General features: G+C 70.7%; 20 protein-coding genes. 16 read left to right on the forward strand and 4 right to left on the reverse strand.

What is annotated here, in order from left to right; genetic code table 11:
* Positions 1 to 26: 26 nt before the first annotated feature.
* Positions 27 to 2,624, forward strand: coding sequence for an ATP-dependent chaperone ClpB (gene clpB, locus ACIBLC_RS22450; protein WP_399213175.1), 2,598 nt, complete (start codon positions 27 to 29; stop codon positions 2,622 to 2,624).
* 152 nt (positions 2,625 to 2,776) lie between these two features.
* The gene (locus ACIBLC_RS22455; RefSeq protein ID WP_399212881.1) at positions 2,777 to 3,313 is read left to right on the forward strand and encodes a YbjN domain-containing protein; all 537 of its coding nucleotides are present in this window, start codon (positions 2,777 to 2,779) and stop codon (positions 3,311 to 3,313) included.
* A 298-nt stretch (positions 3,314 to 3,611) separates the two neighbouring features.
* Here the strand turns inward: ACIBLC_RS22455 and ACIBLC_RS22460 are convergent, their stop codons facing one another.
* On the reverse strand, positions 3,612 to 4,802 hold the full coding sequence (locus ACIBLC_RS22460; protein ID WP_399212882.1) for a pyridoxal phosphate-dependent aminotransferase: 1,191 nt from the start codon (positions 4,800 to 4,802) through the stop codon (positions 3,612 to 3,614).
* A 392-nt stretch (positions 4,803 to 5,194) separates the two neighbouring features.
* Between ACIBLC_RS22460 and ACIBLC_RS22465 the strand changes: the two genes are divergently transcribed.
* Entirely contained in the window at positions 5,195 to 5,641 is a 447-nt protein-coding gene (locus ACIBLC_RS22465; protein ID WP_399212883.1) for a hypothetical protein, read from the forward strand.
* A gap of 127 nt (positions 5,642 to 5,768) precedes the next feature.
* Here ACIBLC_RS22465 and ACIBLC_RS22470 read toward each other — a convergent pair whose 3' ends face one another.
* Entirely contained in the window at positions 5,769 to 6,212 is a 444-nt protein-coding gene (locus tag ACIBLC_RS22470; protein ID WP_399212884.1) for a hypothetical protein, read from the reverse strand.
* A 3-nt stretch (positions 6,213 to 6,215) separates the two neighbouring features.
* Positions 6,216 to 6,506, reverse strand: a complete 291-nt coding sequence (locus ACIBLC_RS22475; protein ID WP_399212885.1) for a UTRA domain-containing protein — start codon at positions 6,504 to 6,506, stop codon at positions 6,216 to 6,218.
* A gap of 100 nt (positions 6,507 to 6,606) precedes the next feature.
* Here ACIBLC_RS22475 and ACIBLC_RS22480 point away from each other — a divergent pair, with 100 nt between their 5' ends.
* The 12 genes from ACIBLC_RS22480 to kynU all read left to right on the forward strand — a co-directional run bounded on the left by ACIBLC_RS22480 (position 6,607) and on the right by kynU (position 19,831).
* A complete protein-coding gene (locus ACIBLC_RS22480) occupies positions 6,607 to 6,900 on the forward strand; it encodes a hypothetical protein (RefSeq protein WP_399212888.1) in 294 nt (97 codons plus the stop codon).
* A 404-nt stretch (positions 6,901 to 7,304) separates the two neighbouring features.
* Positions 7,305 to 7,847: a DUF2617 family protein gene (locus ACIBLC_RS22485; RefSeq protein ID WP_399212889.1), complete on the forward strand. Its 543-nt coding sequence runs from the start codon at positions 7,305 to 7,307 to the stop codon at positions 7,845 to 7,847.
* 184 nt (positions 7,848 to 8,031) lie between these two features.
* Entirely contained in the window at positions 8,032 to 9,693 is a 1,662-nt protein-coding gene (locus tag ACIBLC_RS22490) for a polyamine aminopropyltransferase (RefSeq protein WP_399212890.1), read from the forward strand.
* A gap of 78 nt (positions 9,694 to 9,771) precedes the next feature.
* The gene (locus ACIBLC_RS22495; protein ID WP_399212891.1) at positions 9,772 to 10,605 is read left to right on the forward strand and encodes an SRPBCC family protein; all 834 of its coding nucleotides are present in this window, start codon (positions 9,772 to 9,774) and stop codon (positions 10,603 to 10,605) included.
* Positions 10,606 to 10,844: 239 nt separating this feature from the next.
* On the forward strand, positions 10,845 to 11,633 hold the full coding sequence (locus tag ACIBLC_RS22500; protein ID WP_399212892.1) for an aldose 1-epimerase: 789 nt from the start codon (positions 10,845 to 10,847) through the stop codon (positions 11,631 to 11,633).
* A 9-nt stretch (positions 11,634 to 11,642) separates the two neighbouring features.
* Positions 11,643 to 12,191 carry an orotate phosphoribosyltransferase gene (gene pyrE / locus ACIBLC_RS22505; protein WP_399212893.1) on the forward strand — a complete coding sequence of 183 codons (549 nt, stop codon included), beginning with the start codon at positions 11,643 to 11,645 and terminating at the stop codon, positions 12,189 to 12,191.
* A gap of 72 nt (positions 12,192 to 12,263) precedes the next feature.
* Entirely contained in the window at positions 12,264 to 13,856 is a 1,593-nt protein-coding gene (locus ACIBLC_RS22510) for a recombinase family protein (protein ID WP_399212894.1), read from the forward strand.
* A 370-nt stretch (positions 13,857 to 14,226) separates the two neighbouring features.
* Entirely contained in the window at positions 14,227 to 15,249 is a 1,023-nt protein-coding gene (fbaA, locus tag ACIBLC_RS22515; protein ID WP_399212895.1) for a class II fructose-bisphosphate aldolase, read from the forward strand.
* Positions 15,250 to 15,326: 77 nt separating this feature from the next.
* Positions 15,327 to 16,847 (forward strand): MFS transporter, encoded by a 1,521-nt coding sequence (locus ACIBLC_RS22520; RefSeq protein ID WP_399212896.1) that lies wholly within the window; start codon positions 15,327 to 15,329, stop codon positions 16,845 to 16,847.
* A 385-nt stretch (positions 16,848 to 17,232) separates the two neighbouring features.
* Positions 17,233 to 17,646, forward strand: coding sequence for a DUF3151 domain-containing protein (locus ACIBLC_RS22525; RefSeq protein ID WP_399212897.1), 414 nt, complete (start codon positions 17,233 to 17,235; stop codon positions 17,644 to 17,646).
* 153 nt (positions 17,647 to 17,799) lie between these two features.
* Positions 17,800 to 18,648 (forward strand): tryptophan 2,3-dioxygenase family protein, encoded by an 849-nt coding sequence (locus tag ACIBLC_RS22530; RefSeq protein WP_399212898.1) that lies wholly within the window; start codon positions 17,800 to 17,802, stop codon positions 18,646 to 18,648.
* Complete coding sequence (gene kynU, locus ACIBLC_RS22535) at positions 18,641 to 19,831, forward strand: kynureninase (RefSeq protein ID WP_399212899.1); 1,191 nt, start codon at positions 18,641 to 18,643, stop codon at positions 19,829 to 19,831. Before ACIBLC_RS22530 ends, kynU begins: the two co-directional genes overlap by 8 nt.
* Positions 19,832 to 19,944: 113 nt before the next feature.
* On the opposite strand, the gene ACIBLC_RS22540 is transcribed toward kynU, so the two are convergent.
* Positions 19,945 to 20,553 carry a TetR/AcrR family transcriptional regulator gene (locus tag ACIBLC_RS22540; RefSeq protein ID WP_399213176.1) on the reverse strand — a complete coding sequence of 203 codons (609 nt, stop codon included), beginning with the start codon at positions 20,551 to 20,553 and terminating at the stop codon, positions 19,945 to 19,947.
* A 226-nt stretch (positions 20,554 to 20,779) separates the two neighbouring features.
* Between ACIBLC_RS22540 and ACIBLC_RS22545 the strand changes: the two genes are divergently transcribed.
* Positions 20,780 to 21,793, forward strand: a complete 1,014-nt coding sequence (locus ACIBLC_RS22545) for an alpha/beta hydrolase family protein (RefSeq protein ID WP_399212900.1) — start codon at positions 20,780 to 20,782, stop codon at positions 21,791 to 21,793.
* The last annotated feature ends 34 nt before the right edge of the window (positions 21,794 to 21,827 follow it).

The raw sequence follows: 21,827 nt of genomic DNA on the forward strand, positions 1-21,827 counted from the left end.
AGGAACCCGAGGAGGAGTACGCGACCGTGGACACCGAGCTGACCAACAGGAGCCGGGACGCGATCAACGCGGCCAGTACCCGGGCCGTGTCCGGGGGCCATCCGGACCTCACCCCTGCCCACCTGCTGCTGGCGCTGCTTGAAGGCCAGGACAACGAGAACATCATCGATCTGCTGGCCGCCGTCGAGGCGGACCAGGCCTCCGTACGGACCGGCGCCGAACGCGTGCTCGCCGGGCTGCCCAGCGTCACCGGATCCACCGTCGCGCCCCCGCAGCCCAACCGCGAGCTGCTCGCCGTCATCGCCGACGCCGCCGAGCGGGCGAAGGAGCTCGGCGACGAGTTCATCTCCACCGAGCACCTGCTCATCGGTATCGCCGCCAAGGGCGGCCCGAGCGGCGACGTACTCTCCCAGCAGGGGGCGGACGCCAAGAAGCTCCTGGAGGCGTTCCAGAAGAGCAGGGGAGGGCGCCGGGTGACCACCCCGGATCCCGAGGGCCAGTACAAGGCACTCGAAAAGTTCGGCACCGACTTCACCGCCGCGGCGCGTGAGGGCAAGCTCGACCCGGTCATCGGCCGGGACCAGGAAATCCGCCGGGTGGTGCAGGTCCTGTCCCGGCGCACCAAGAACAACCCCGTCCTCATCGGCGAGCCCGGCGTCGGCAAGACCGCCGTCGTGGAGGGCCTCGCCCAGCGGATCGTGAAGGGTGACGTCCCGGAGTCGCTGAAGAACAAGCGGCTCGTCTCGCTGGACCTCGGCGCCATGGTCGCGGGCGCCAAGTACCGCGGGGAGTTCGAGGAGCGGCTCAAGACCGTCCTCGCCGAGATCAAGGGCTCCGACGGGCAGATCATCACCTTCATCGACGAGCTGCACACCGTCGTTGGCGCGGGCGCCGGCGGCGACTCCTCCATGGACGCCGGCAACATGCTCAAGCCGATGCTCGCGCGCGGCGAGCTGCGCATGGTCGGCGCCACCACGCTCGACGAGTACCGGGAGCGGATCGAGAAGGACCCCGCCCTGGAGCGCCGCTTCCAGCAGGTCCTCGTCGCCGAGCCGTCCGTCGAGGACACCATCGCGATCCTGCGCGGGCTCAAGGGGCGCTACGAGGCCCACCACAAGGTCGTGATCGCGGACAGCGCGCTGGTCGCCGCCGCCACGCTCTCCGACCGGTACATCACCTCCCGCTTCCTCCCCGACAAGGCCATCGACCTGGTCGACGAGGCCGCCTCCCGGCTGCGCATGGAGATCGACTCCTCCCCGCTGGAGATCGACGAACTCCAGCGCCAGGTGGACCGGCTCCGGATGGAGGAGCTGGCGCTGGAGAAGGAGACCGACCCCGCCTCCCGCGAGCGCCTCGAAAGGCTGCGCCGCGACCTCGCCGACAAGGAGGAGGAACTGCGCGGCCTGACCGCCCGCTGGGAGAAGGAGAAGCAGTCCCTCAACCAGGTGGGCGAGCTGAAGGAGAAGCTCGACGAGCTCCGCGGCCAGGCCGAACGGGCCCAGCGCGACGGCGACTTCGACACCGCCTCCAAGCTGCTGTACGGCGAGATCCCCACCCTGGAAAGGGAGTTGGAGGAAGCCTCCGAGGCCGAGGTGGAGGTCTCCAAGGACACCATGGTGAAGGAGGAGGTCGGGCCCGACGAGATCGCGGACGTGGTCGGCGCCTGGACAGGCATCCCGGCAGGACGCCTCCTCGAGGGCGAGACCCAGAAACTCCTGCGCATGGAGGAGGAGTTGGGGCGCCGGCTCATCGGACAGGCGGAGGCCGTGCAGGCGGTGTCCGACGCCGTACGGCGCACCCGCGCCGGAATCGCCGACCCGGACCGGCCCACCGGATCCTTCCTCTTCCTCGGCCCCACCGGCGTGGGCAAGACCGAACTCGCCAAGGCCCTCGCCGACTTCCTCTTCGACGACGAGCGGGCCATGGTCCGCATCGACATGAGCGAGTACGGCGAGAAGCACAGCGTCGCCCGCCTGGTGGGCGCGCCCCCCGGCTACATCGGGTACGAGGAGGGCGGCCAGCTCACCGAGGCGGTGCGCAGGCGGCCGTACAGTGTCGTGCTCCTCGACGAGGTCGAGAAGGCGCACCCCGAGGTCTTCGACGTGCTCCTCCAGGTCCTGGACGACGGCCGGCTGACGGACGGTCAGGGCCGGACGGTCGACTTCCGCAACACCATCCTGATCCTCACCTCGAACCTGGGCAGCCAGTTCCTGGTCGATCCGCTGAGCTCCGAGGAGGAGAAGAAACAGCAGGTGCTGGAGGTCGTACGGGCCTCCTTCAAGCCGGAGTTCCTGAACCGGCTGGACGACCTGGTGGTCTTCTCGGCCCTGGACAAGGCGGAGCTTGAGCGCATCGCCAGGCTCCAGATCGGCCGCCTCGCCAAGCGGCTCGCGCAGCGGCGCCTCACCCTGGAGATCAGCGACGCGGCGCTGGCCTGGCTGGCCGAGGAGGGCAACGATCCGGCTTACGGTGCCCGCCCGCTGCGCCGCCTCATCCAGACCGCCATCGGCGACCGGCTCGCCAAGGAGATCCTCGCGGGCGAGGTCAAGGACGGCGACACGGTCCGGGTCGAGGCCTTCGGGGACGGACTGATCGTGGGCCCGGCGACGGGCAAGACGCTGTAGGCCGCGGCACCCGCCGTCGCTGAAACCCGCCCCTCGGCAGCAGCCGGGGGGCGGGGCTGTTGCAGGTTGGGTGCGAGGCGAGAGAGGGTGGGGTGCGAACGTCTGGTCTCAGCGATGGCCGGACGAGTCAGACGACTGCAGGAGTGTCACAGATGTCCATCGACCCGTCTTCGATTCCGAACTTCGGGGGCCAGCCCGAGCCGCAGCCCGGCGGACCGGCGGGCCCCGTCGTCCCGGATCAGGACCTTGTGAAGCAGCTCCTGGAACAGATGGAGCTGAAGTACGTCATCGACGACGAGGGTGACCTCGCGGCGCCGTGGGAGCAGTTCCGTACGTACTTCATGTTCCGTGGGGAGGGTGACCAGCAGGTCTTCTCGGTGCGGACGTTCTACGACCGGCCGCACCAGATCGAAGAGAAGCAGGCGCTCCTCGAGTCCATCGACGACTGGAACCGTCGTACCCTGTGGCCGAAGGTCTACAGCCACACGCACGACGACGGCACCGTCCGTCTGATCGGCGAGGCGCAGATGCTGATCGGCACCGGCGTGAGCCTGGAGCACTTCGTGTCCTCCACGGTGAGCTGGGTGCGTGCCGCCATCGAGTTCGACAAGTGGCTCGTCGAGCAGCTCGGCCTCGAGCAGGAAGTCAACGAGGCGGAGAAGCCCGAGGGCGAGGGCGACGAGGGGTAGTCCTCTCGCCACCGAGAGTGGTGCGTGTCGCCACCGAGAGTGGTGCGTGCGCGATCGCGACCGGATACGCGCCGTTCGCGCTGTTCGCGCAGGGGAGCCCGGCCAGGGCGCCGACCGTCATGGTCGTGCGCCGGGGCCGGGCTCCCGCCGTTCGTGTGTCCGTGCGCCCGCGAGGGCGGCGGCGCGGGCGGGGGCGGCGCGGGTGGCGGCGCGGCGCCGTCCACAGCCTGTGGGGAACTTGCCGCCGCCCCGGTGGCACCGGGGCGGCCTCGAGCCGCCACCGGGCCCCCGTGAGCCGCTACCAGGCCGCCTTGAGCCGCGTGACCGCTTCCTCCAGGACCGCCGTCCGCTTGCAGAAGGCGAAACGGACGAAGGGCGCGCCGGCCTCCCGGTCGTCGTAGAAGACGGCGTTCGGGATGGCGACCACGCCGGCGCGCTCCGGCAGGGCGCGGCAGAAGGCGAAGCCGTCGGACTCGCCGAGCGGCCGGATGTCGGTGGTGACGAAGTACGTGCCCGCCGGCCGGAAGACCTCGAAACCGGCGTCCGCGAGCCCCGCCGACAGCAGGTCCCGCTTGGCGAGCATGTCCGCCCGGAAGTCCTCGAAGTAGGAGTCCGGCAGCGTGAGCGCCTCGGCGACGGCGTACTGGAACGGCCCCGAGGACACGTACGTCAGGAACTGCTTCGCGGACCGTACGGCGGTGACGAGATCGGGGGTCGAGGTGATCCAGCCGACCTTCCAGCCCGTGAACGAGAAGGTCTTCCCGGCCGAGCCGATCGTGACCGTGCGCCCGCGCATCCCCGGGAACGAGGCCAGCGGCAGGTGCTCGGCGTCGTCGAAGACGAGGTGCTCGTACACCTCGTCCGTCACCACCAGGAGGTCCCGCTCCACCGCGAGCCGCGCGATCTCGGTGAGCTCCTCACGGGTGAGCACGGTGCCCGTGGGGTTGTGCGGGGTGTTGATCAGCAGCAGCCGGGTGTTGTCGGTGACGGCGTCGCGCAGCTCGTCCAGGTCGAGCCGGAAGCGTCCCTCGTGCGGGCGGAGGGTGACGGGGACCCTGGTGCCGCCGGCCATCGCGATGCAGGCGGCGTAGGAGTCGTAGTACGGCTCCAGGGCGATCACCTCGTCACCCGGTTCGAGCAGCGCGAGCAGGGTCGCGGCGATGGCCTCGGTGGCGCCCGCCGTGACGAGGACCTCCCGGTCGGGGTCGTACGACAGGCCGTACCGGTGTTTCTGGTGCGCGGCGACCGCCGTACGCAGCTCGGGCACGCCGGGACCCGGCGGGTACTGGTTGCCGCGCCCGTCACGCAGCGCGCGCACCGCCGCCTCACGGATCTCCTCGGGCCCGTCCGTGTCGGGGAAACCCTGGCCGAGGTTGATCGAGCCGGTACTGAGGGCCAGTGCCGACATCTCCGCGAAGATCGTCGTGCCGAACTCGGCGAGCCGGCGGTTGAGCAGGGGGCGGCGGGCATGGGAGGTCATGCCCGTCATCCTGCGCCCAAGCTCTGGAGTTCCTCAACTCACGTCCGGGGGTTGGCACCTGCGGCGGGACCCGACGCACCGCCTCTGAACAGGGGGAGAACGGTCGGCAACTGTCGTCACCTGTCGACGTTGGCCGCCCTCGGACGGCCCACAGACGGCCCGGCCCAGGGCCCGAAGAGCCGCCATCGCTAGCGGATAGCGAGCTAGACAGCGTCCGCAGCGTCCGCCGGGCATCGCTCACCGCCTGTAACCCGCCACGCAAGAGGAGCACCACGGGCCCCTGACGTGCTTCTCTTGCGTGGCGGTCTGCGCCCGGAGACCACGGAAGGACGCCACTACAATCGCAGCGAAGGCGAAGCGCCAGGCCGAGATTCCGGCACCGGTGTGAGGGAGGGGTCAGGATGTTCGGCTGGAAGAAGAAGCTCAACGATCAGAACGATCTGATGGCGCAGCTAAGGCCCGACCTGAGTCGGGAATCGCTCGGCGTCGGGCCCGACTTCCCGGGCGTCGCCCCGAACCCGTTCCTGAGCAGTGATGCACGGAAGCGCAATGCGGAACTGCGTACGGGGGCGCTTGCGCTCGGCGTTCTTGTCGACTGGCGGGAGGTCAACAGCAATCCACGCGTGGTCCTGATGTTCGACGTGGAGACCGTCGGCGGCATCTCGTTCCGCGGTATCGCAGACGAAGACCTCACGATCACCGAGCTCACTCGACTCGCCCCAGGACAGACGTTGCCCGTGCGCTACCGGCCGGCCGTCATGGACCACTACGTCGCCCTTGTCCGGGACGCGGACCCCGCCCACGTGCGGCAGCTCTCTGACGAGATCGCGAGCCGCAAGCGGACCTGAGGCCTAGCACCTCGCCCTGCTAGGTCTAGCAGCAACGCTAGCAACCCAAACGGCCGTTGATCAGGTCCCTGGCACCTAGCAGGCCACATACAGAGACCCCCGATCCTGGGCGGATCAGAGGTCTCGATTACTTGGGTCGTTCGCTGGAGGCTCCCATCGCGGAGCGGATCGCAGCACGTGCCGCTCGAACCCCGGTTTCATCGTCCAGCGGTAGGACCACCGCTTCGTCGGCTACCACGGGCTCTTGAAAGCCGAAGGTCAGGGGCGGCAGGTCCAAGAGTCGGCTTCGGGCAGCCTTCGTGGTCTTCGCTGCTTCGTCCGTGCTGGTCGCGCCGACGAAGCCCATGCCCTGCATGGTGAGGTGCAGCCACTGGATTGGGACCATGTCGAGTGTCTGGAACGGGGCCAGGGTGAGCTGATACGCGCTGGTCAGTCGATGCAGTTGCGCCTGCCCTGAAAACGTCAGGTGCCAGGCGTAGCCGCGCTGTCCGGCCTGCCAGCCAGGGCGCCACCACCAGTGGTCATGCATCACTGGCGCGTGCACTCCGGGGGGCAGATCGGCGAAGCTCACGTTTCAGACCTCCGAGGGGGAGTCGGGCTCAACAGCCTCTGGCTCTATGGCGTACTCGTCCACGATGACGATCCGGTCCGCCGGCCATGTGGATTCTGAGACTTCCAGCACTCGCCCATCTTCGGCGCGCGCTGTGTGCACGACAGTCATGACGGGTGCTCCGAGCGGCAGTTCCAAAGAGGCCGCCTCCTCGGGGTCGGCATCCTGCTTTGCCACAGGTCTCTTGCCGACGTATAGCGGGCACCTGCCAGATCCTCCACGCTCAGAAAGCGCGAACCCTCTGGAGTTCCTCAACTCTGCTTTGGCACGTGAGACGCGAGGGCATCCCCCTCTCACGCAAGTAGCGAGGCGCCCACGGGGGGTCGTCTCGGGGGAACGAAAGGAGGGTGGAGCCATGGTCATCGGCATCATCCTGGCGGTCTTCGGCAGCACCCTGTTCGCGATCTTCGGGTTCCGCGGGCGGAAGGACAAGAAGGTGGCGCTGACGAAGGCGTCGAAGACGGCCAAGGCCTCGAAGAGGAAGAAGTCGCGCGGCGGCGGTTCCTCGCACAGTTGGTGGGCCGGCGGGGCGAGCGGTGGCGCCTCGTCCTGCGGCGGCTCGTCGTCGTCCTGCGGAGGCGGGTCCTCCTGCGGCGGCGGCTCGTCGTCGTCCTGTGGCGGCGGGGGCGGATGCGGCGGAGGCAGCTGACACGGGGCAGCTGAGCTCCTCGGGGGAACCGCATCCGGAGCACGAAGAAGTGCCCGTCGGGCGACGACCGCCGACGGGCACTTCCACGCGCCGGGGCGCACGCCGTAGTTGAACAGTTGAGCTGTGAAGCCCTCGGGGGGATGGAAACCCCACGAAGTTGGGTAAAAACGCTGTGGTGGCGCCACAGTTCATGATTCCCTCTAAATCACCAACGCAGCCCCAAGGCCCTGTCGTCGCCATGACGTCTGCCGGGCGACGCCTGGCACCGCCCCTTGGGGGAAGACGCCAAGAGGACGACAGGCCTCGGATCGTCCTTCCAGACCGGGCTGACCGGGCCGATCTCCCGGTACCCACCGGGTGCGCCGGACCCCCCACCTCCCTTTGCGTGCTAGCGGAGCCGACCCATGCTCACGACCCTCGAAACCTCGTACACCGACACGCGCGCGGCCGACCTCGCCTGGACCCTGGGGCGCGAGCCGCTGCCCGCGCTCGCCATCCTCGATCTCGAACTCCGCGGGGCGAAAATGCAGCTGAGACTCCTCGGCGCGTCCCACCAGGTCCTCCTGGAGGAGGAACAGGGCAGTTGTTCGGAGACCGTCGCGTGCATCCCCGGCAGCAGTACGCCTCTGCCGCTCGGCGTGGCCAAGCGGGTCGGCGACTGGGAGTACGAGTTCGCGGCCCGCGTGGAAACCCTCTCCCACGGCTCCTTCGCGGGCCGCGCCCAGGAGTTGCTGGCCCTCGTAGCCGACCACCCGAACGGCCTGGCGGGCGTCTTCCCGGGCAGCCCGCACGCCTTCACCGCCATGCTGGCCCAGCGCCACGAGGGGCAGGTGCACTGGCGTACGTGGCACGCGTATCCGCAGGACGGCCAGTTGGTGGCGACCCGGACACGGGTGGGGGTGCGGATGGCGGCGGAGGCGGATCTCCTCAGTTCGTCCGGCGTCTGAGGACGGAGGGCGGAGCCGCGGGGTGCGACAGGGGGCCGGAGGCGGAGCCCCCGGGTGTGGCAATGGGGATCCGGAGGCGGCGCCCCAGGACGCGACCCGCGTCAACTCCGGTTACACCTGAACGCGCCAGTTCCACACGTGTGGGTGACGAGACGTAGTGTCGCCGTGACGTACCGTTCGCAACGTGATCGAACCGCACGCGCCCGCACCCCCCGGCGTGCCCCCGTCCTGGGGCGGCGTCCAGGGGCAGGCGCGGCTGCCCGTCCGCCCGCGAACCGGCCGGTTCCTCGTCCTCGCCGGGGTGTTCGTCTGTGCCGCGTGCGGACTCGTGTACGAACTCGAACTCGTCGCCCTCGCCTCGTACCTGATCGGTGACTCCGTCACCCAGGCCTCCGTGGTCCTCTCCGTCATGGTCTTCGCCATGGGCATCGGCTCCCTCGCCGCGAAGCGCCTGCGCCCGCTGGCCGCGGCCGGCTTCGGCGCGGTCGAGACGGCGCTCGCCCTGGTCGGCGGCAGCAGCGCGATGGTCCTGTACGCGGTGTTCGCCTGGACCGGCGACTGGGGCGGCGCCTGGGCGGACGGCTCCCGCTATCTGCTGGTCGCCTTCTCCCTCACCATCGGCGTGCTGATCGGCGCCGAGGTCCCCCTCCTCATGGAGCTGATACAGCGCGTCCGCCGTCAGGACCCCGGCGGCGCGGTGGCGGACCTCTTCGCGGCGGACTACGTGGGCGCGCTGGTCGGCGGCCTGGCCTTTCCCTTCCTCCTGCTGCCCTGGCTCGGCCAGCTCACCGGCGCGCTGTGCACCGGCGGGGTGAACGCGCTGGCCGGCGGCGCACTCGTACTCGGCCTGTTCCGCAGGGACCTGACCCGGCGCGCCCGCTGGGCGCTGATCGTCGCCAACCTGCTGGTGCTCGGCCTCCTCGCCTCGGCGGCGGCACTGGTCGACGACTTCGAGCGGGCGGCGCGGCACGCGGTGTACGGGGCGGAGGTGCGGGTCGCGGTCCAGACGGGGGTGCAGGAGGTCGTTCTCACCGGCGGCACCCACGGCCGCCCGCTCGACCTCTTCCTCGACGGCCGCCTCCGCGTCAGCGGCCGCGACGAGCGCCGCTACCACGAAGCCCTCGTCCACCCCGCGATGAACGGCCCCCACGCGCGCGTGCTCATCCTCGGCGGCGGCGACGGACTCGCCGCCCGCGAGGTGCTGCGGTATCCCGGCGTACACCATGTCGACGAGGTCGAACTCGACGCCGAGGTACTCCGGCTGGCCCGCCAGGACCCCGCGCTGTCCCGGCTCAACGGTCACGCGTACGCCGACCCCCGGATGCGCGTGGTCACCGCGGACGCCTTCACCTGGCTGCGCGGCGCCCCCTCGACGTACGACGTGGTGATCTCCGACCTCCCCGACCCCGGCATCACGGCGAGCACGAAGCTGTACTCGCAGGAGTTCTACGGCCTGGTGCGCCGCGTCCTGGCTCCCGGCGGCCGGCTCGCGGTCCACGCGGGTCCCGTGGCCACCCGCCCGCGCGTCTTCTGGACGATCGACACGACGATCCGCACCTCCGGGCTGCGCACCGCGCCCTACCGCGTGGGCGGGCGGGACACCGGCTTCGCGGCCGGCCCCGACCGCACGGCGGGCACGTCACCCGCCCCGTGCGACTGGGGCTTCGTCCTGGCGGCCCGTCCGGGAACCTCCGGTGCGGCACCGTCGCTCGGCCTGGATCCGGCGAGCCCGAGCCCGCGCACCCTGACGCCCGCCGCCCTGGCCGCGGACGCGCGAGCGGCCTCCCGCACCCGGATCACCGGCCTGCCGCCCTCCACGCTGGTGCATCCGCGATACGCCGAGTGAGTCGCGGGCGGGAGAATCCCGCCGGAATCCCGTCGTACGAGGGTGCGGTCCCGGTCGTGCTGGGTAGGCTCGGCCGACATGGAGCATGAGGTGCACGTTCCGGTTCCGGCCGAGCGGCTGCGGGAGTCGCTGGGCGATCCCGCGCGGGTGGCCCGGGCGGTCCCCGGGCTCCAGCAGGACGCGGGGACTCCACCGGTCTCCGGCCGGCTGAAAGTCCGTTTCGGCGGCCACACGATCACCTACCGCGGCACGCTCTCCGTCACCGCCCAGGAGGACGGTTCCTATGCCGTCGAGGGCGACGCGACCGAGGCCCGCGGCAGCGGTTCGGTGAAACTCACTCTCGCGCTGCGGCTGCTGCCCGCCGAAGGCGGTACGACGGTCACCGTCCGTGGCACGGGGTCCGCCGACGGGCGGGTGTCGGAGCTGGCACCGGACGCGGTGTCCGCCGCCGTGGTGCGGCTCCTGGACCGGTTCCTGGAGAACCTGGCCGCGGCGTCGGCGGTGCCGTCCGAGCCGGCCGAACCCTCACCCGCCGACTTCGACGCCGGTGTGCCGGCGCCGTCTCTTGAGCCTCCGGTCGAGCCTCCGGTCGAGCCCTCGGTCGAGGACGATCTCGTGGCGGAGGGCTTCGGGGGGGAGTTCGGGGACGAATCCCTCGAATCCCTCGAATCCATCGAGTCACTGGATTCGGTCGAGGAGGAGTCCATCGCCGAGGCCGCGCACGCTCGGCGGACGATGATCGGCCGCAGTGCGGAGGAGGTCGACCACTCACCGCCCCGGGGCCGTTATGCCCCCGTCCCCGCCCCGGAGACCACCAACGCCCGCGCCACCCTCCGCTGGGCCGCCCCCGCGGCGGCCTTCGCCCTCGCGTCGGCGATCGTCGTGACGCGGGCCCTGCGCAAGCGGCACTGAGGGCCGCGGGTTGGGCTTTCTCGCCCCCTCCGCCCCTGCCCGTCCCTTGTTCCTGGGGCTCCGCCCCAGACCCCGCTCCTCAAACGCCGGAGGGGCTATTTCCAGCCCGTCCGGCGTTTGAGGACGAGCGCGTCAGCGCGAAGCGGGGGTCTGGGGGCGGCAGCCCCCAGGAACGGGACGGGCAGGGGCGGAGGGGGCGAGAAAACTCTCCGCGTCCCCGCCCCAGTAGGGTCACCCCCGTGAGTAGCGAAGACATCACGCTGACCGCGGGTGACGCGGAGGTGACCGTGCTGCCGGGAAACGGCGGACGGGTCGGGAGTCTGCGAGTCGGAGGCATCGAACTGCTGCGCCAGGGCGCGAAGTTCGGGTGCTTCCCGATGGTCCCCTGGTGCGGCAGACTCCGCGACGGCCGCTTCCTGGACGGCGCCACCGTCCAGCAGATGCCGCTCAACTCCCCACCGCACGCCATCCACGGCACCACCCGGGACGCCGCCTGGCGCACCGCCCGCACCACCACGAACGAGGCCGTGATCACGTACGACCTCATCGCCCCCTGGCCCCACCCGGGCCGCGTCACCCAGGCGTTCACCCTGACCGAGGACGCCCTGACGCTCACCATGTCCGTGGAGGCGTACGACTCCTCCTTCCCCGCCCAGATCGGCTGGCACCCGTGGTTCAACCGGAACCTCGGGGAGCAGGACGTGACGGTCGACTTCACCGCCGCCTGGCAGGAGGAGCGCGGCGATGACCACCTCCCCACCGGACGGCGCGTCGAGCCGGGGCCCAGCCCCTGGGACGACTGCTTCGGCATGCCGGACGGGGTCGACGTCACGCTCACCTGGCCCGGCCAGCTGGAGCTGAAGGTCGCCAGCCGTGAGGAGTGGGTCGTCGTGTACGACGAGCAGGCGGCCGCCGTGTGCGTCGAGCCGCAGACCGGGCCGCCGAACGGGCTCAACACCCTTCCCCACCTGGTCACCCCCATCGAACCCCTGGAGGCGGCCACGACCTGGACCTGGCGGCGCCTCTAAGCTGGCCGTATGAGTGACGTACGCGACGCGCTGTTGCAGCAGATCAAGGACAAGGCCGTGGTGCACGGCAAGGTGACCCTCTCCTCGGGTCTCGAGGCGGACTACTACGTGGACCTGCGCCGCGTCACGCTGGACGGCGAGGCCGCGCCGCTGGTCGGGCAGGTGCTGCTCGACCTCACCGACGGGCTCGACTTCGACGCGGTCGGCGGGCTCACCATGGGCGCCGACCCGGTGGCCACGGCCCTGCTGCACGCCGCCGCCGCGCGCGGAAAGCGGCTGGACGCGTTCGTCGTCCGCAAGGCCGCCAAGGAGCACGGGCTCCAGCGCCGTGTCGAGGGTCCGGAGATCGCCGGCCGCCGCGTGCTCGTCGTCGAGGACACCTCCACCACCGGCGGCTCCCCGCTCGCCGCCGTCGAGGCGGTGCGCGAGGCCGGTGCCACGGTCGTCGGCGTCGCGACGATCGTCGACCGGGCGACCGGCGCGGCCGAGAAGATCGAGGCGGGCGCCGGAGTGCCGTACCTGTTCGCGTACTCGAAGGACGAACTGGGCCTGGACTGACAGGTCGGGTAGATGCACATCAAAATGAAAGAACTGGACACTTAAACACAAACGCGCTGTTAGCGTCGGAGCATGGTCACGCACCGGCGCTATCTCGGCGTACTCAGGATCTCCCAGGACACGGACGCGTCCACATCGATCCAAGGGCAGCGCGAGAGCATCGAGTACTACGTCAACGCGCCTCACTTTCCTGGGACTCTCATCGGCTGGGCCGAGGACGCGGACGTATCCGGGGGGCTCTCTCCGTTCAAGCGTCCCGGCCTCGGCAAGTGGCTTACTGGGCGTGCGGACGAGTTCGACGGCATCATCGCCTTCAAGGTCGATCGCCTCACACGCCGTGCGCTCCACTTCAACCAGCTTCTGGAGTGGGGGCGGGACAACGACAAGCGCGTCATCTGCGTCTTCGAGGGATATGACTCCGAGAACCCTCAGACGAAGATGGTCGCGCAGGTGACCGCCGTCTTCGCCGAAGCCGAACTCGACGCCGTCATCAAGCGCGTCAACGAGGGAGTGCGAAACCGTCTCGACAATCTGTCCTGGGTCAGTGGTACTCCGCCCATGGGTTATGCCATCAAGCGCGTTCCGGGACAGAACCGCAAGATCCTCGTCAGGGACCCCGGGTACGCCGCAGTCATGGACCGAATCGTTCAGGGGGTCGCGGACGGGAAGACGTTCAACAGGATCGCACTGGACCTGAACGAGGCGAAGGAACCGACCTGGAGCGACTACCGGCTGACGCTACGGGGTCTCGAACCCAAGGGCGCGTACTGGCAACAGACGACCGTCGGCAACGCCGTGCGGCGGCCCGCGTTCGCGGGTGTCTACACGTACAAGGGCGAGGCCATCGAGGACGACAGGGGGAACCCCGTCCTGATCGCGGAGGACCCGTTCATGTCCTTCGGGGAGTGGTCCGAACTCATCGCAAGGCTGGAACCGAAGCAGGCGAACACCCAGCCCCGGGCGCGAGTCTCGAAATACGCGCTCACCGGGATCGTCCTGTGCGGTTCCTGCGGCAGCTCGCTCGGCTCCACCTCCGTCAGCAGGAAGCACGGCCGATACCACGCCTACTACCGCTGTTCGAAGCGCGCGAAGAAGGGCGCATGCGACGCCCGGATGAACATGCGCGTGTCCGAACTGGAAGGGATCTTCGACGCGACCTTGAACGACGCCATTGGTGAACTCGAGGTCATGCGAAGGGTTCCGGGCAGTCGACGGGAACTCGAAGCGTCGCTCGCGAAAGTGGAGCAGCGGCTGGCGAAGCTGGAGCACGACTACAGCGCGGGGCGGTACGACACTCCGGACATGGAGGAGACGTACTGGCGCCTCCTGAAAGCGCAGACGAGCAAGCGGGGCTCGCTCAGGGAACTGCTCGCCGAATCGGTCGGTGACACCTTCGAGGGCACCGGAGAGAAGTTCCGCGATGTCTGGACCGCCAAGAGCGCGCAGGACCGCACCGTGTTTCTTCGTGAGCACGGCGTCAGCGTCCGTGTCTGGCAAGACCTGGTACCCCACGCGAAGTACAGCGCAGTCTTTGACTTCGGTGACATCGCCGCCCTGGCCAGAGCTGCCGGGGTGCAGTTCCCCGGCGCCACGGACCGGCTTGTCGCCCACTACCGGTGCACGCCCGAGGACATCCCTCAGGAGTACCAGGAGCCTGTTTCCTGAGGCGCCCCCCAGGAGCTCTCCAGAGGCCGCACCGGCCTCTGGCCCCAGTGCGACGTTCACCGAGCGCGACCTGAGGGCGCATCCCGCCTTCCGCAGTCCCTCGCGCCGGCATTTCGGCGAGTTGATCGGGGAACGTAGCGGGCATCGGCGGGCACGAGCTCGAACGCGGAATCTTGGCCGTCGATGCCCTCGATGCGCGGGTCGTACTTCGGCTTGACACCGTGAGTCTGGCGAACTTCTCGTACGAGGACATCCGGGCTCTTCCCGCACCTCGGCGCGGCGGTAGCCTGGGGGCGCACACCAGACGGCCGAACGGCCACGGCGCAGTGGCTCTCCCAGCCCCGCGACACCCGCATGAGAGGATTGTGTCTTGGCTATCGCAACCCCCGAGGTCTATACCGAGATGCTCGACCGGGCGAAGGCAGGCAAGTTCGCCTACCCGGCCATCAACGTGACCTCGTCGCAGACCCTGCACGCTGCGCTGCGCGGCTTCGCGGAGGCGGAGAGCGACGGCATCATCCAGATGTCCACCGGTGGCGCGGAGTTCCTTGGCGGCCAGTACAAGAAGGACATGGTGACCGGCGCCGTCGCGCTCGCCGAGTTCGCGCACATCGTCGCCGCGAAGTACGACGTCACGGTCGCGCTGCACACGGACCACTGTCCCAAGGACAAGCTGGACGGCTATGTCCGCCCGCTGATCGAGGTCTCCGCCGAGCGCGTGGCCAAGGGCCTCAACCCGCTCTTCCAGTCGCACATGTGGGACGGCTCCGCCGAGACCCTCGCCGACAACCTGGCCATCGGCCAGGAGCTGCTCGCGAAGGCCGCCGCCGCGAAGATCATCCTTGAGGTCGAGATCACCCCGACCGGCGGCGAGGAGGACGGCGTCAGCCACGAGATCAACGACGAGCTGTACACGACGGTCGACGACGCGCTGCGTACCGCCGAGGCCCTCGGCCTGGGCGAGAAGGGCCGCTATCTGCTGGCCGCGTCCTTCGGCAACGTGCACGGTGTCTACAAGCCGGGCAACGTAGTCCTGCGCCCCGAGCTCCTCAAGGACCTCCAGGAGGGCGTCGGCGCCAAGTACGGCAAGGCGAGCCCGTTCGACTTCGTCTTCCACGGCGGCTCCGGCTCCACGGCCGAGGAGATCGCCACCGCGCTGGAGAACGGCGTCGTGAAGATGAACCTGGACACCGACACCCAGTACGCCTTCACCCGGCCCGTCGTGGACCACATGTTCCGCAACTACGACGCCGTCCTGAAGGTCGACGGCGAGGTCGGCACGAAGTCGAAGTACGACCCGCGCACCTGGGGCAAGCTCGCCGAGGCCGGCATGGCCGCGCGTGTGACCGAGGCCTGCGCGGCGCTGCGCTCGACGGGCACCAAGCTGAAGTAACGGTCATCCGGTAACGGACATCTCCTGTTGGGGCTCGGCACCCGCGCGGTGCCGGGCCCTTCCGTATGCTCCGGGGTATGGCTGCTCCCGCGCAGGAGAAACCGGCGGAACCCGGCGTCAGGATCTCGAGCCCCGCGGGCAAGTGGATCCTGCTGACCACCGTCCTCGGCTCCAGCATGGCCATGCTGGACTCGACGGTCGTCAATGTCGCGCTGCCCCGGATCGGCCGTGACCTGGACGCGGACCTCGCTGCCCTCCAGTGGACCGTGAACGCGTACATGCTGACCCTCGCGGGGCTGATCCTGCTGGGCGGCTCGCTCGGCGACCGCTTCGGGCGGCGCAAGGTCTTCGTCATCGGGGTGGTGTGGTTCGCCGCCGCCTCGCTGCTGTGCGGGCTGGCTCCGAGCGGCGGCGTGCTGATCGCCGCCCGGGCGTTGCAGGGGATCGGCGGGGCGCTCCTCACACCCGGTTCGCTCGCGCTCATCCAGGCCTCCTTCCATCCCGACGACCGGGCCAGGGCCGTCGGCCTGTGGTCGGGGTTCGGGGGCGTCGGCGCGGCGGTCGGCCCGTTCCTGGGCGGCTGGCTGGTGGACGGACCCGGCTGGCGCTGGGTGTTCCTGCTGAACATCCCGGTGGCGCTGCTGTGCGCGCCGATCGCCCTGCGGCACGTTCCCGAGTCTGCGGGGAGTACCTCGCGTGCGAGTGAGGCAGCTGCCGGGGGTGGGCATCCGCACCGGGGCTTCGACGTGCTGGGAGCCGTCCTCGGCGCCCTGTCGCTGGCGCTGGTGACGTACGCGCTGATCGAGGCGCGCGGCGGTTCCCCGCTGGTGTGGGTGGCGGCGGTCGCGGGCGTGGCGGCGGGCGTGGCGTTCGTGTACGTCGAGCGGCGCAGCCCCGATCCGATGATGCCGCTCGACATCTTCGCCTCGCGCCAGTTCACCGCGGTCAACCTGGTGACCCTGTGCGTGTACGCGGCCTTCGGCGGCTTCTTCTTCCTGGCCGCGCTCCAGCTCCAGGTCGTGGCGGGTTACTCGGCCCTCGGTGCCGGTACGGCGCTGCTGCCCACGACCGTCCTCATGCTGCTGTTCTCCGCCCGCTCGGGCGAGCTCGCCCAGCGCATCGGGCCGCGTATCCCGCTCACGGTGGGGCCGCTGCTGTGCGCGACCGGGATGCTGCTGATGCTGCGGGTCGGCGAGGGCGCCTCGTACGTCGCCGATGTGCTTCCCGCGCTGGTGGTCATGGGGCTGGGGATGGTGACGCTGGTCGCGCCGCTGACCGCCACGGTGCTCGCCTCCGTGGACACCGGGCGGGCCGGGCTCGCCAGCGGTATCAACAACGCGGCGGCCCGCTCGGCCGGCCTCATCGCCGTGGCCGCGCTGCCGTTGCTCGCCGGGATGGGGGCGGAGGCGTACCGGTCGGCGGACGCCTTCGACGCCGCGTTCCGCCGTGCGATGCCGTTGTGCGCCGGGGTGCTCGTCCTCGGCGCGGTGGTGGCCTTCGCGACCGTCCGCCGCCCCGCACCGGACTGCCGGCGCCCCGAGTGCCGCACACACGGGTGGGTCACGGTTCCGCCGCTGGAGCCGTCCAGGCGGGGCTGAGCTGGAGGGGCTGTTTTCAGCCCGTCCGGCGTTTGAGGACGAGCGCGTCAGCGCGAAGGGGGGTCTGGGGGCGCAGCCCTCAGGAACGGGATGGGACGGGTAGGGGCGGCGGGGGCGAAAACAGCCGGACGCCGTCACAGGCGCGGGGTGCTTTCCCCGGCGAAGCGGTACCTGGTGCGGGGTGCTCTCCCCGGCGTAGCAGCATCCGGTGCGCGGTGCCCTCCCCGACGAAGCAGCATCCGCACGGCACGCCCTCCCCGGCGAAGCAGCATCCGGCACGGCACGCCCTCCCCGCGAAACAGTGACCGGCGCAGGCCGCCCTCCCCCGCGAAACAGCGCCACACCCCGTACAGCCCGCGGCGGCGAATGGCGCAGACTGGAAACCATGACGATTCACGAGAACCTCCTCGGGGGACCGCCCCCGACCCACCTCCCCGATGACCCGGAGCCCCGCGAGCTCCTCGCGAACGGCACGGCCCCCGCCGACGTCGCCGCCAAGTACCCCACCTCCTCCCTCGCCTGGGCGCGGCTCGCGGACGAGGCGTACGAGCGCGGCAGTGTCGTCGAGTCGTACGCCTACGCCCGTACCGGCTACCACCGCGGCCTCGACACCCTGCGCCGCAGCGGCTGGAAGGGGCATGGCCCGGTCCCCTGGGAGCACGAGCCGAACCGCGGCTTCCTGCGTGCCCTGCACGGCCTCGCCCGCGCCGCGCAGGCGATCGGCGAGCAGGAGGAGTACGAGCGCTGCAGCCAGTTCCTGAAGGACTCCTCGCCGTCGGCGGCTCACACGCTGGGCTAGTACGCGGCACGTTTGTGCAGGTCCGCCTGGTGTGACCAGGCGGACCTTGCGTTTGTGGTGGACGATTGCGGAGGATGCCGGTGGGGACCGGGGCCCCCGTGTCGGAATCGGCAGGGGCGGACCGCTACCCGGAGTACGCATCAGGAGACAGCGATGTCGTCCCAGCAGGCCCTGCCCGCAGAGGCTCAGGAGCCCGAGACCCCGCATCTCGACTTCCACGGCACGACGCCCTACGAGGACTACGTACAGGCGGACGTCCTCACCCACCTTCAGCACCTCCGCTCCGACGATCCCGGCGAGATGGTCTTCCTGGTGACCACCCAGGTCATGGAGCTGTGGTTCACGGTCATCGTCCACGAGTGGGAGACCGCGGCGAACGCGCTCCGTGATGACCGGGTGCCGGTCGCGGTGGCCGCGCTGAAGCGTTCCGTACGGGAGCTGGAGGCGCTGAACGCGTCCTGGCGGCCCCTGGCGCAGCTCACGCCCGCGCAGTTCAACTCCTACCGCGGCGCCCTCGGTGAGGGTTCCGGCTTCCAGTCGGCGATGTACCGCCGGATGGAGTTCCTGCTCGGCGACAAGTCCGCGTCCATGCTGGTCCCGCACCGGGGCGCGCCGCGCGTCCACGCGGAGCTGGAGAAGGCGCTGCACGAACCGAGCCTGTACGACGAGGTGTTGAGGCTGCTGGCGCGGCGCGGGCACCCGATCCCGGCGGCCGTGCTGGAGCGCGATGTGTCCCTGCGCTACGAGCCCTCGCAGGCTGTCGAAGAGGCGTGGACGTCGTTGTACGCGGGCGACGAGCACGCCGAACTCGCCCGTCTCGGCGAGGCGTTGACCGATGTCGCCGAACTGGTGTGGCGCTGGCGCAACGACCATCTCGTCGCCACCCGCCGCGCGATGGGCGCCAAGACCGGCACCGGCGGCTCCGCGGGGGTCGCCTGGCTGGAGAAGCGGACGCGGAAGAACGTGTTCCCGGAGCTCTGGACGGCGCGGTCCCATGTCTGAGCCGCGTGCCAGGGCCGAGGAACTGGACTCGGCCGACGAACTGGCCGGGCTGCGTGAGCGGTTCGTCCTCGACGACGTGGTGTACCTGGACGGGAACTCGCTCGGCGCGCTGCCCGCGAACGTCCCCGGTCACCTCGACGACGTCGTACGCCGTCAGTGGGGCGAGCTGCGGATCCGGTCCTGGGACGAGAGCGGCTGGTGGACGGCGCCGGAGCGGATCGGCGACCGGATCGGGCGGCTGGTCGGCGCGGCGCCCGGCCAGATCGTGGTGGGCGACTCCACAAGTGTCAACGTCTTCAAGGCGGTTGTGGGTGCCGTCCGGCTGGTGAAGCTCACGGGTGAGGACCGGGACGAGATCCTGGTCGACGCCACGACGTTCCCCACGGACGGGTACATCGCGGAGTCCGCGGCGCGCCTGACGGGTCACACGCTGCGCCCCGTCGCACCGCATGAGGTCCCGGACGCGCTGGGCCCCCGTACGGCCGCGGTTCTCCTGAACCACGTCGACTACCGCACCGGCCGCCTGCACGACCTCCCGTCCCTGACGTCCGCGATCCACGCGGCGGGCGCTCTCGCGGTCTGGGACCTGTGCCACAGCGCGGGCGCCCTGCCGGTCGACCTCGACGCCCACGGGGTCGACCTCGCGGTCGGCTGCACCTACAAGTACCTGAACGGCGGCCCGGGTTCACCGGCGTACCTGTACGTGCGCGAGGAGCACCAGGACCGTTTCGACTCCCCGCTGCCCGGCTGGAACTCCCACACCGACCCCTTCGGCATGAGCTCCGGCTACGAACCGGCGCCGGGTGCCCGGCGGGGCCGGGTGGGCACTCCGGACATCCTGTCGATGCTCGCCCTGGAGGCCGCCCTCGAGGTGTGGGACGGCGTCTCCGTGGACTCCGTCCGCACCAAGTCCCTCGCTCTCACGGACTTCTTCCTCGAATGCGTCTCGGCGTACGTCCCCGAGGGCCGCGTCGAGTGCGTGACACCGTCCGCACACGCGGAACGCGGCAGCCAGGTCGCACTGCGCTGCCCGGAAGCGGGCCAGATCATGAAGGTCCTGATCGAGCGCGGCGTGATCGGCGACCTCCGCCACCCGGACGTCCTCCGGTTCGGTTTCACTCCGCTGTACGTCGGCTTCGGTGACGTGGAGCGGGCGGCGAGGGTGCTCGGAGAAGTCTTCTAGCCGGTCCGGCGTTTGAGGACGAGCGCGAAGCGCGAAAGGGGGGTCTGGGGGCGCAGCCCCCGGATACGGGACGGGAAGGGGCGGAGGGGGCGAAAACCCTGACTCCGCCCCACTCACCGGCGGACGACGTACACCCCGGCCGCGGCCGCGGCGAACGCCGCCGCCGCGGCCCGCTCCGCGGCATCGTCGTCCGGCGCCACCCCGCTGGTGAGCAGGCCGTAGTACAACGGCGCCGACACCGCGCGAACCACCACCGCGGCGTCGGTCCCCACAGGCAACTCCCCCCGGACAACCCCTTGTTCGACACACGGCGCCCACTCGGCCACCCGCACCTCGTAGAACCGCCGCAACGCCTCCGCCGTACGCCCGTCACACGCAGCCGCCGCGATCACCGCACGGAACAGCGCCCCCTGCCGGGGATCGGCGAGCGTCCGCCGTACGAGCGCGGCATTGGCCCGCAGATCACCCAGCACCGACCCGGTCTCCGCGCGCGGCGACGACTGCTCCGCCATGTCGCTCAGCAGATCGGCGACCAGCCCGGTGACGGAACCCCACCGCCGGTACACCGTGGTCTTCCCCACCTCGGCCCGGCGTGCCACGTCGGCGAGGTCGAGATGCGCGAAGCCCTGCTCGGCGAGCACGTCACCCGCGGCACGGAGCACGGCCGCGCGGACGCGGGCGGTGCGCCCCCCGGGACGTACGGTGCCGGGCTCTGCGGACATGGCGGACATGGCGTACTCCTTCGCGGACGGGACCGCGGGCGCGCGCCTCCGTGTCGGCGTCGGGCGCGGGCCCGCTTCTCAGCGTAACGAAACAGTAGAACCGTTTAACCCTAACCGAGCGTGACATCCGCGTGTCGGTGCACGTCACGGGCCTGATACCGTCCCCGCCAACGGCCGAACTCTTCCCTGGTCCGCCAAATCCGTTACACCGCTGAGAGGTTGGAGCATGCAGGACGACGCCGCAGCCCGGGACGACGCCGCGGACGGGACCACCCCACGCGGGACCGACGCGCATGCGCTGGGCGGCAACGCGGACGCGCGGGGTGGCACCGCGCACCCGGGAGGGGGTGACGCCGCCGCGATCCATGAGGCCGCGGCGCGACGCGATGCCGCGGAAGAGGCGTCCGCCTTCTCGCACCCGCCGGTCGATCCCGACGTCAGTGCCGCGTACGGCGACCACCCCGACCAGGTGATCGACTTCTACGCCCCGCGTGAGCCCGACCCCGCCGTCCTCGCCCCCCTCGTGGTCGTCCTGCACGGCGGCGCCTGGCGCGCCCCCTACGACCGCCGTCACATCACGCCGTTCGCGGACTTCCTGGCCCGCCGCGGGTTCGCGGTGGCCAACGTCGAGTACCGCCGGGGCGCCGCGATTCCCTCGCAGGGCGGCGACGGTCCGGTCGCCGGCCGCTGGCCGGACACCTTCGACGACGTCGCGGCGGCGCTCGACGCCCTGCCCGCGCTCGTACGGGAGAAGCTGCCGCAGGCCGACTCCCGCCGCATCGTGGTCACGGGCCACTCCGCCGGCGGTCACCTCGCGCTGTGGGCCTCCGGCCGTCATCTCCTGCCCGCCGACGCGCCCTGGCACCTGGACCGCCCGGCGCCCCTGCGCGGCGTCGTCGCCCTCGCCCCGATCGCGGACTTCCAGGTCGCGGAGAAGCTCGACGTGTGCGGCGGGGCCGCGCGTCAACTCCTCGGCGGGGAGGGCGTGTTCGCGGACCGACTGCCCTACGCCGACCCGGCGCACCTCCTCCCCACCGGGATCGCCACGACCCTCGTGCAAGGCCGTACCGACCTCGTCGTCCCGCAGGCGGTCGCCGAGTCCTACGCAGACGCGGCGGCGAAGGCGGGCGAGGTGGTCGGCCTGACGCTCCTGGAGGACGTCGGTCACTTCCCCCTGATCGACCCGGCGGCGGACGCGTGCGCGGTGGTGGCGGAGGAGATCGCCCAACTGGCCTGGTGAGGGCGGGGGCTGGTTGCCGGGTTGTCCGGGCCGT

The organism is Streptomyces sp. NPDC050535, from assembly GCF_044457665.1.
In the GTDB taxonomy this organism is placed as follows: Bacteria; Actinomycetota; Actinomycetes; order Streptomycetales; family Streptomycetaceae; genus Streptomyces.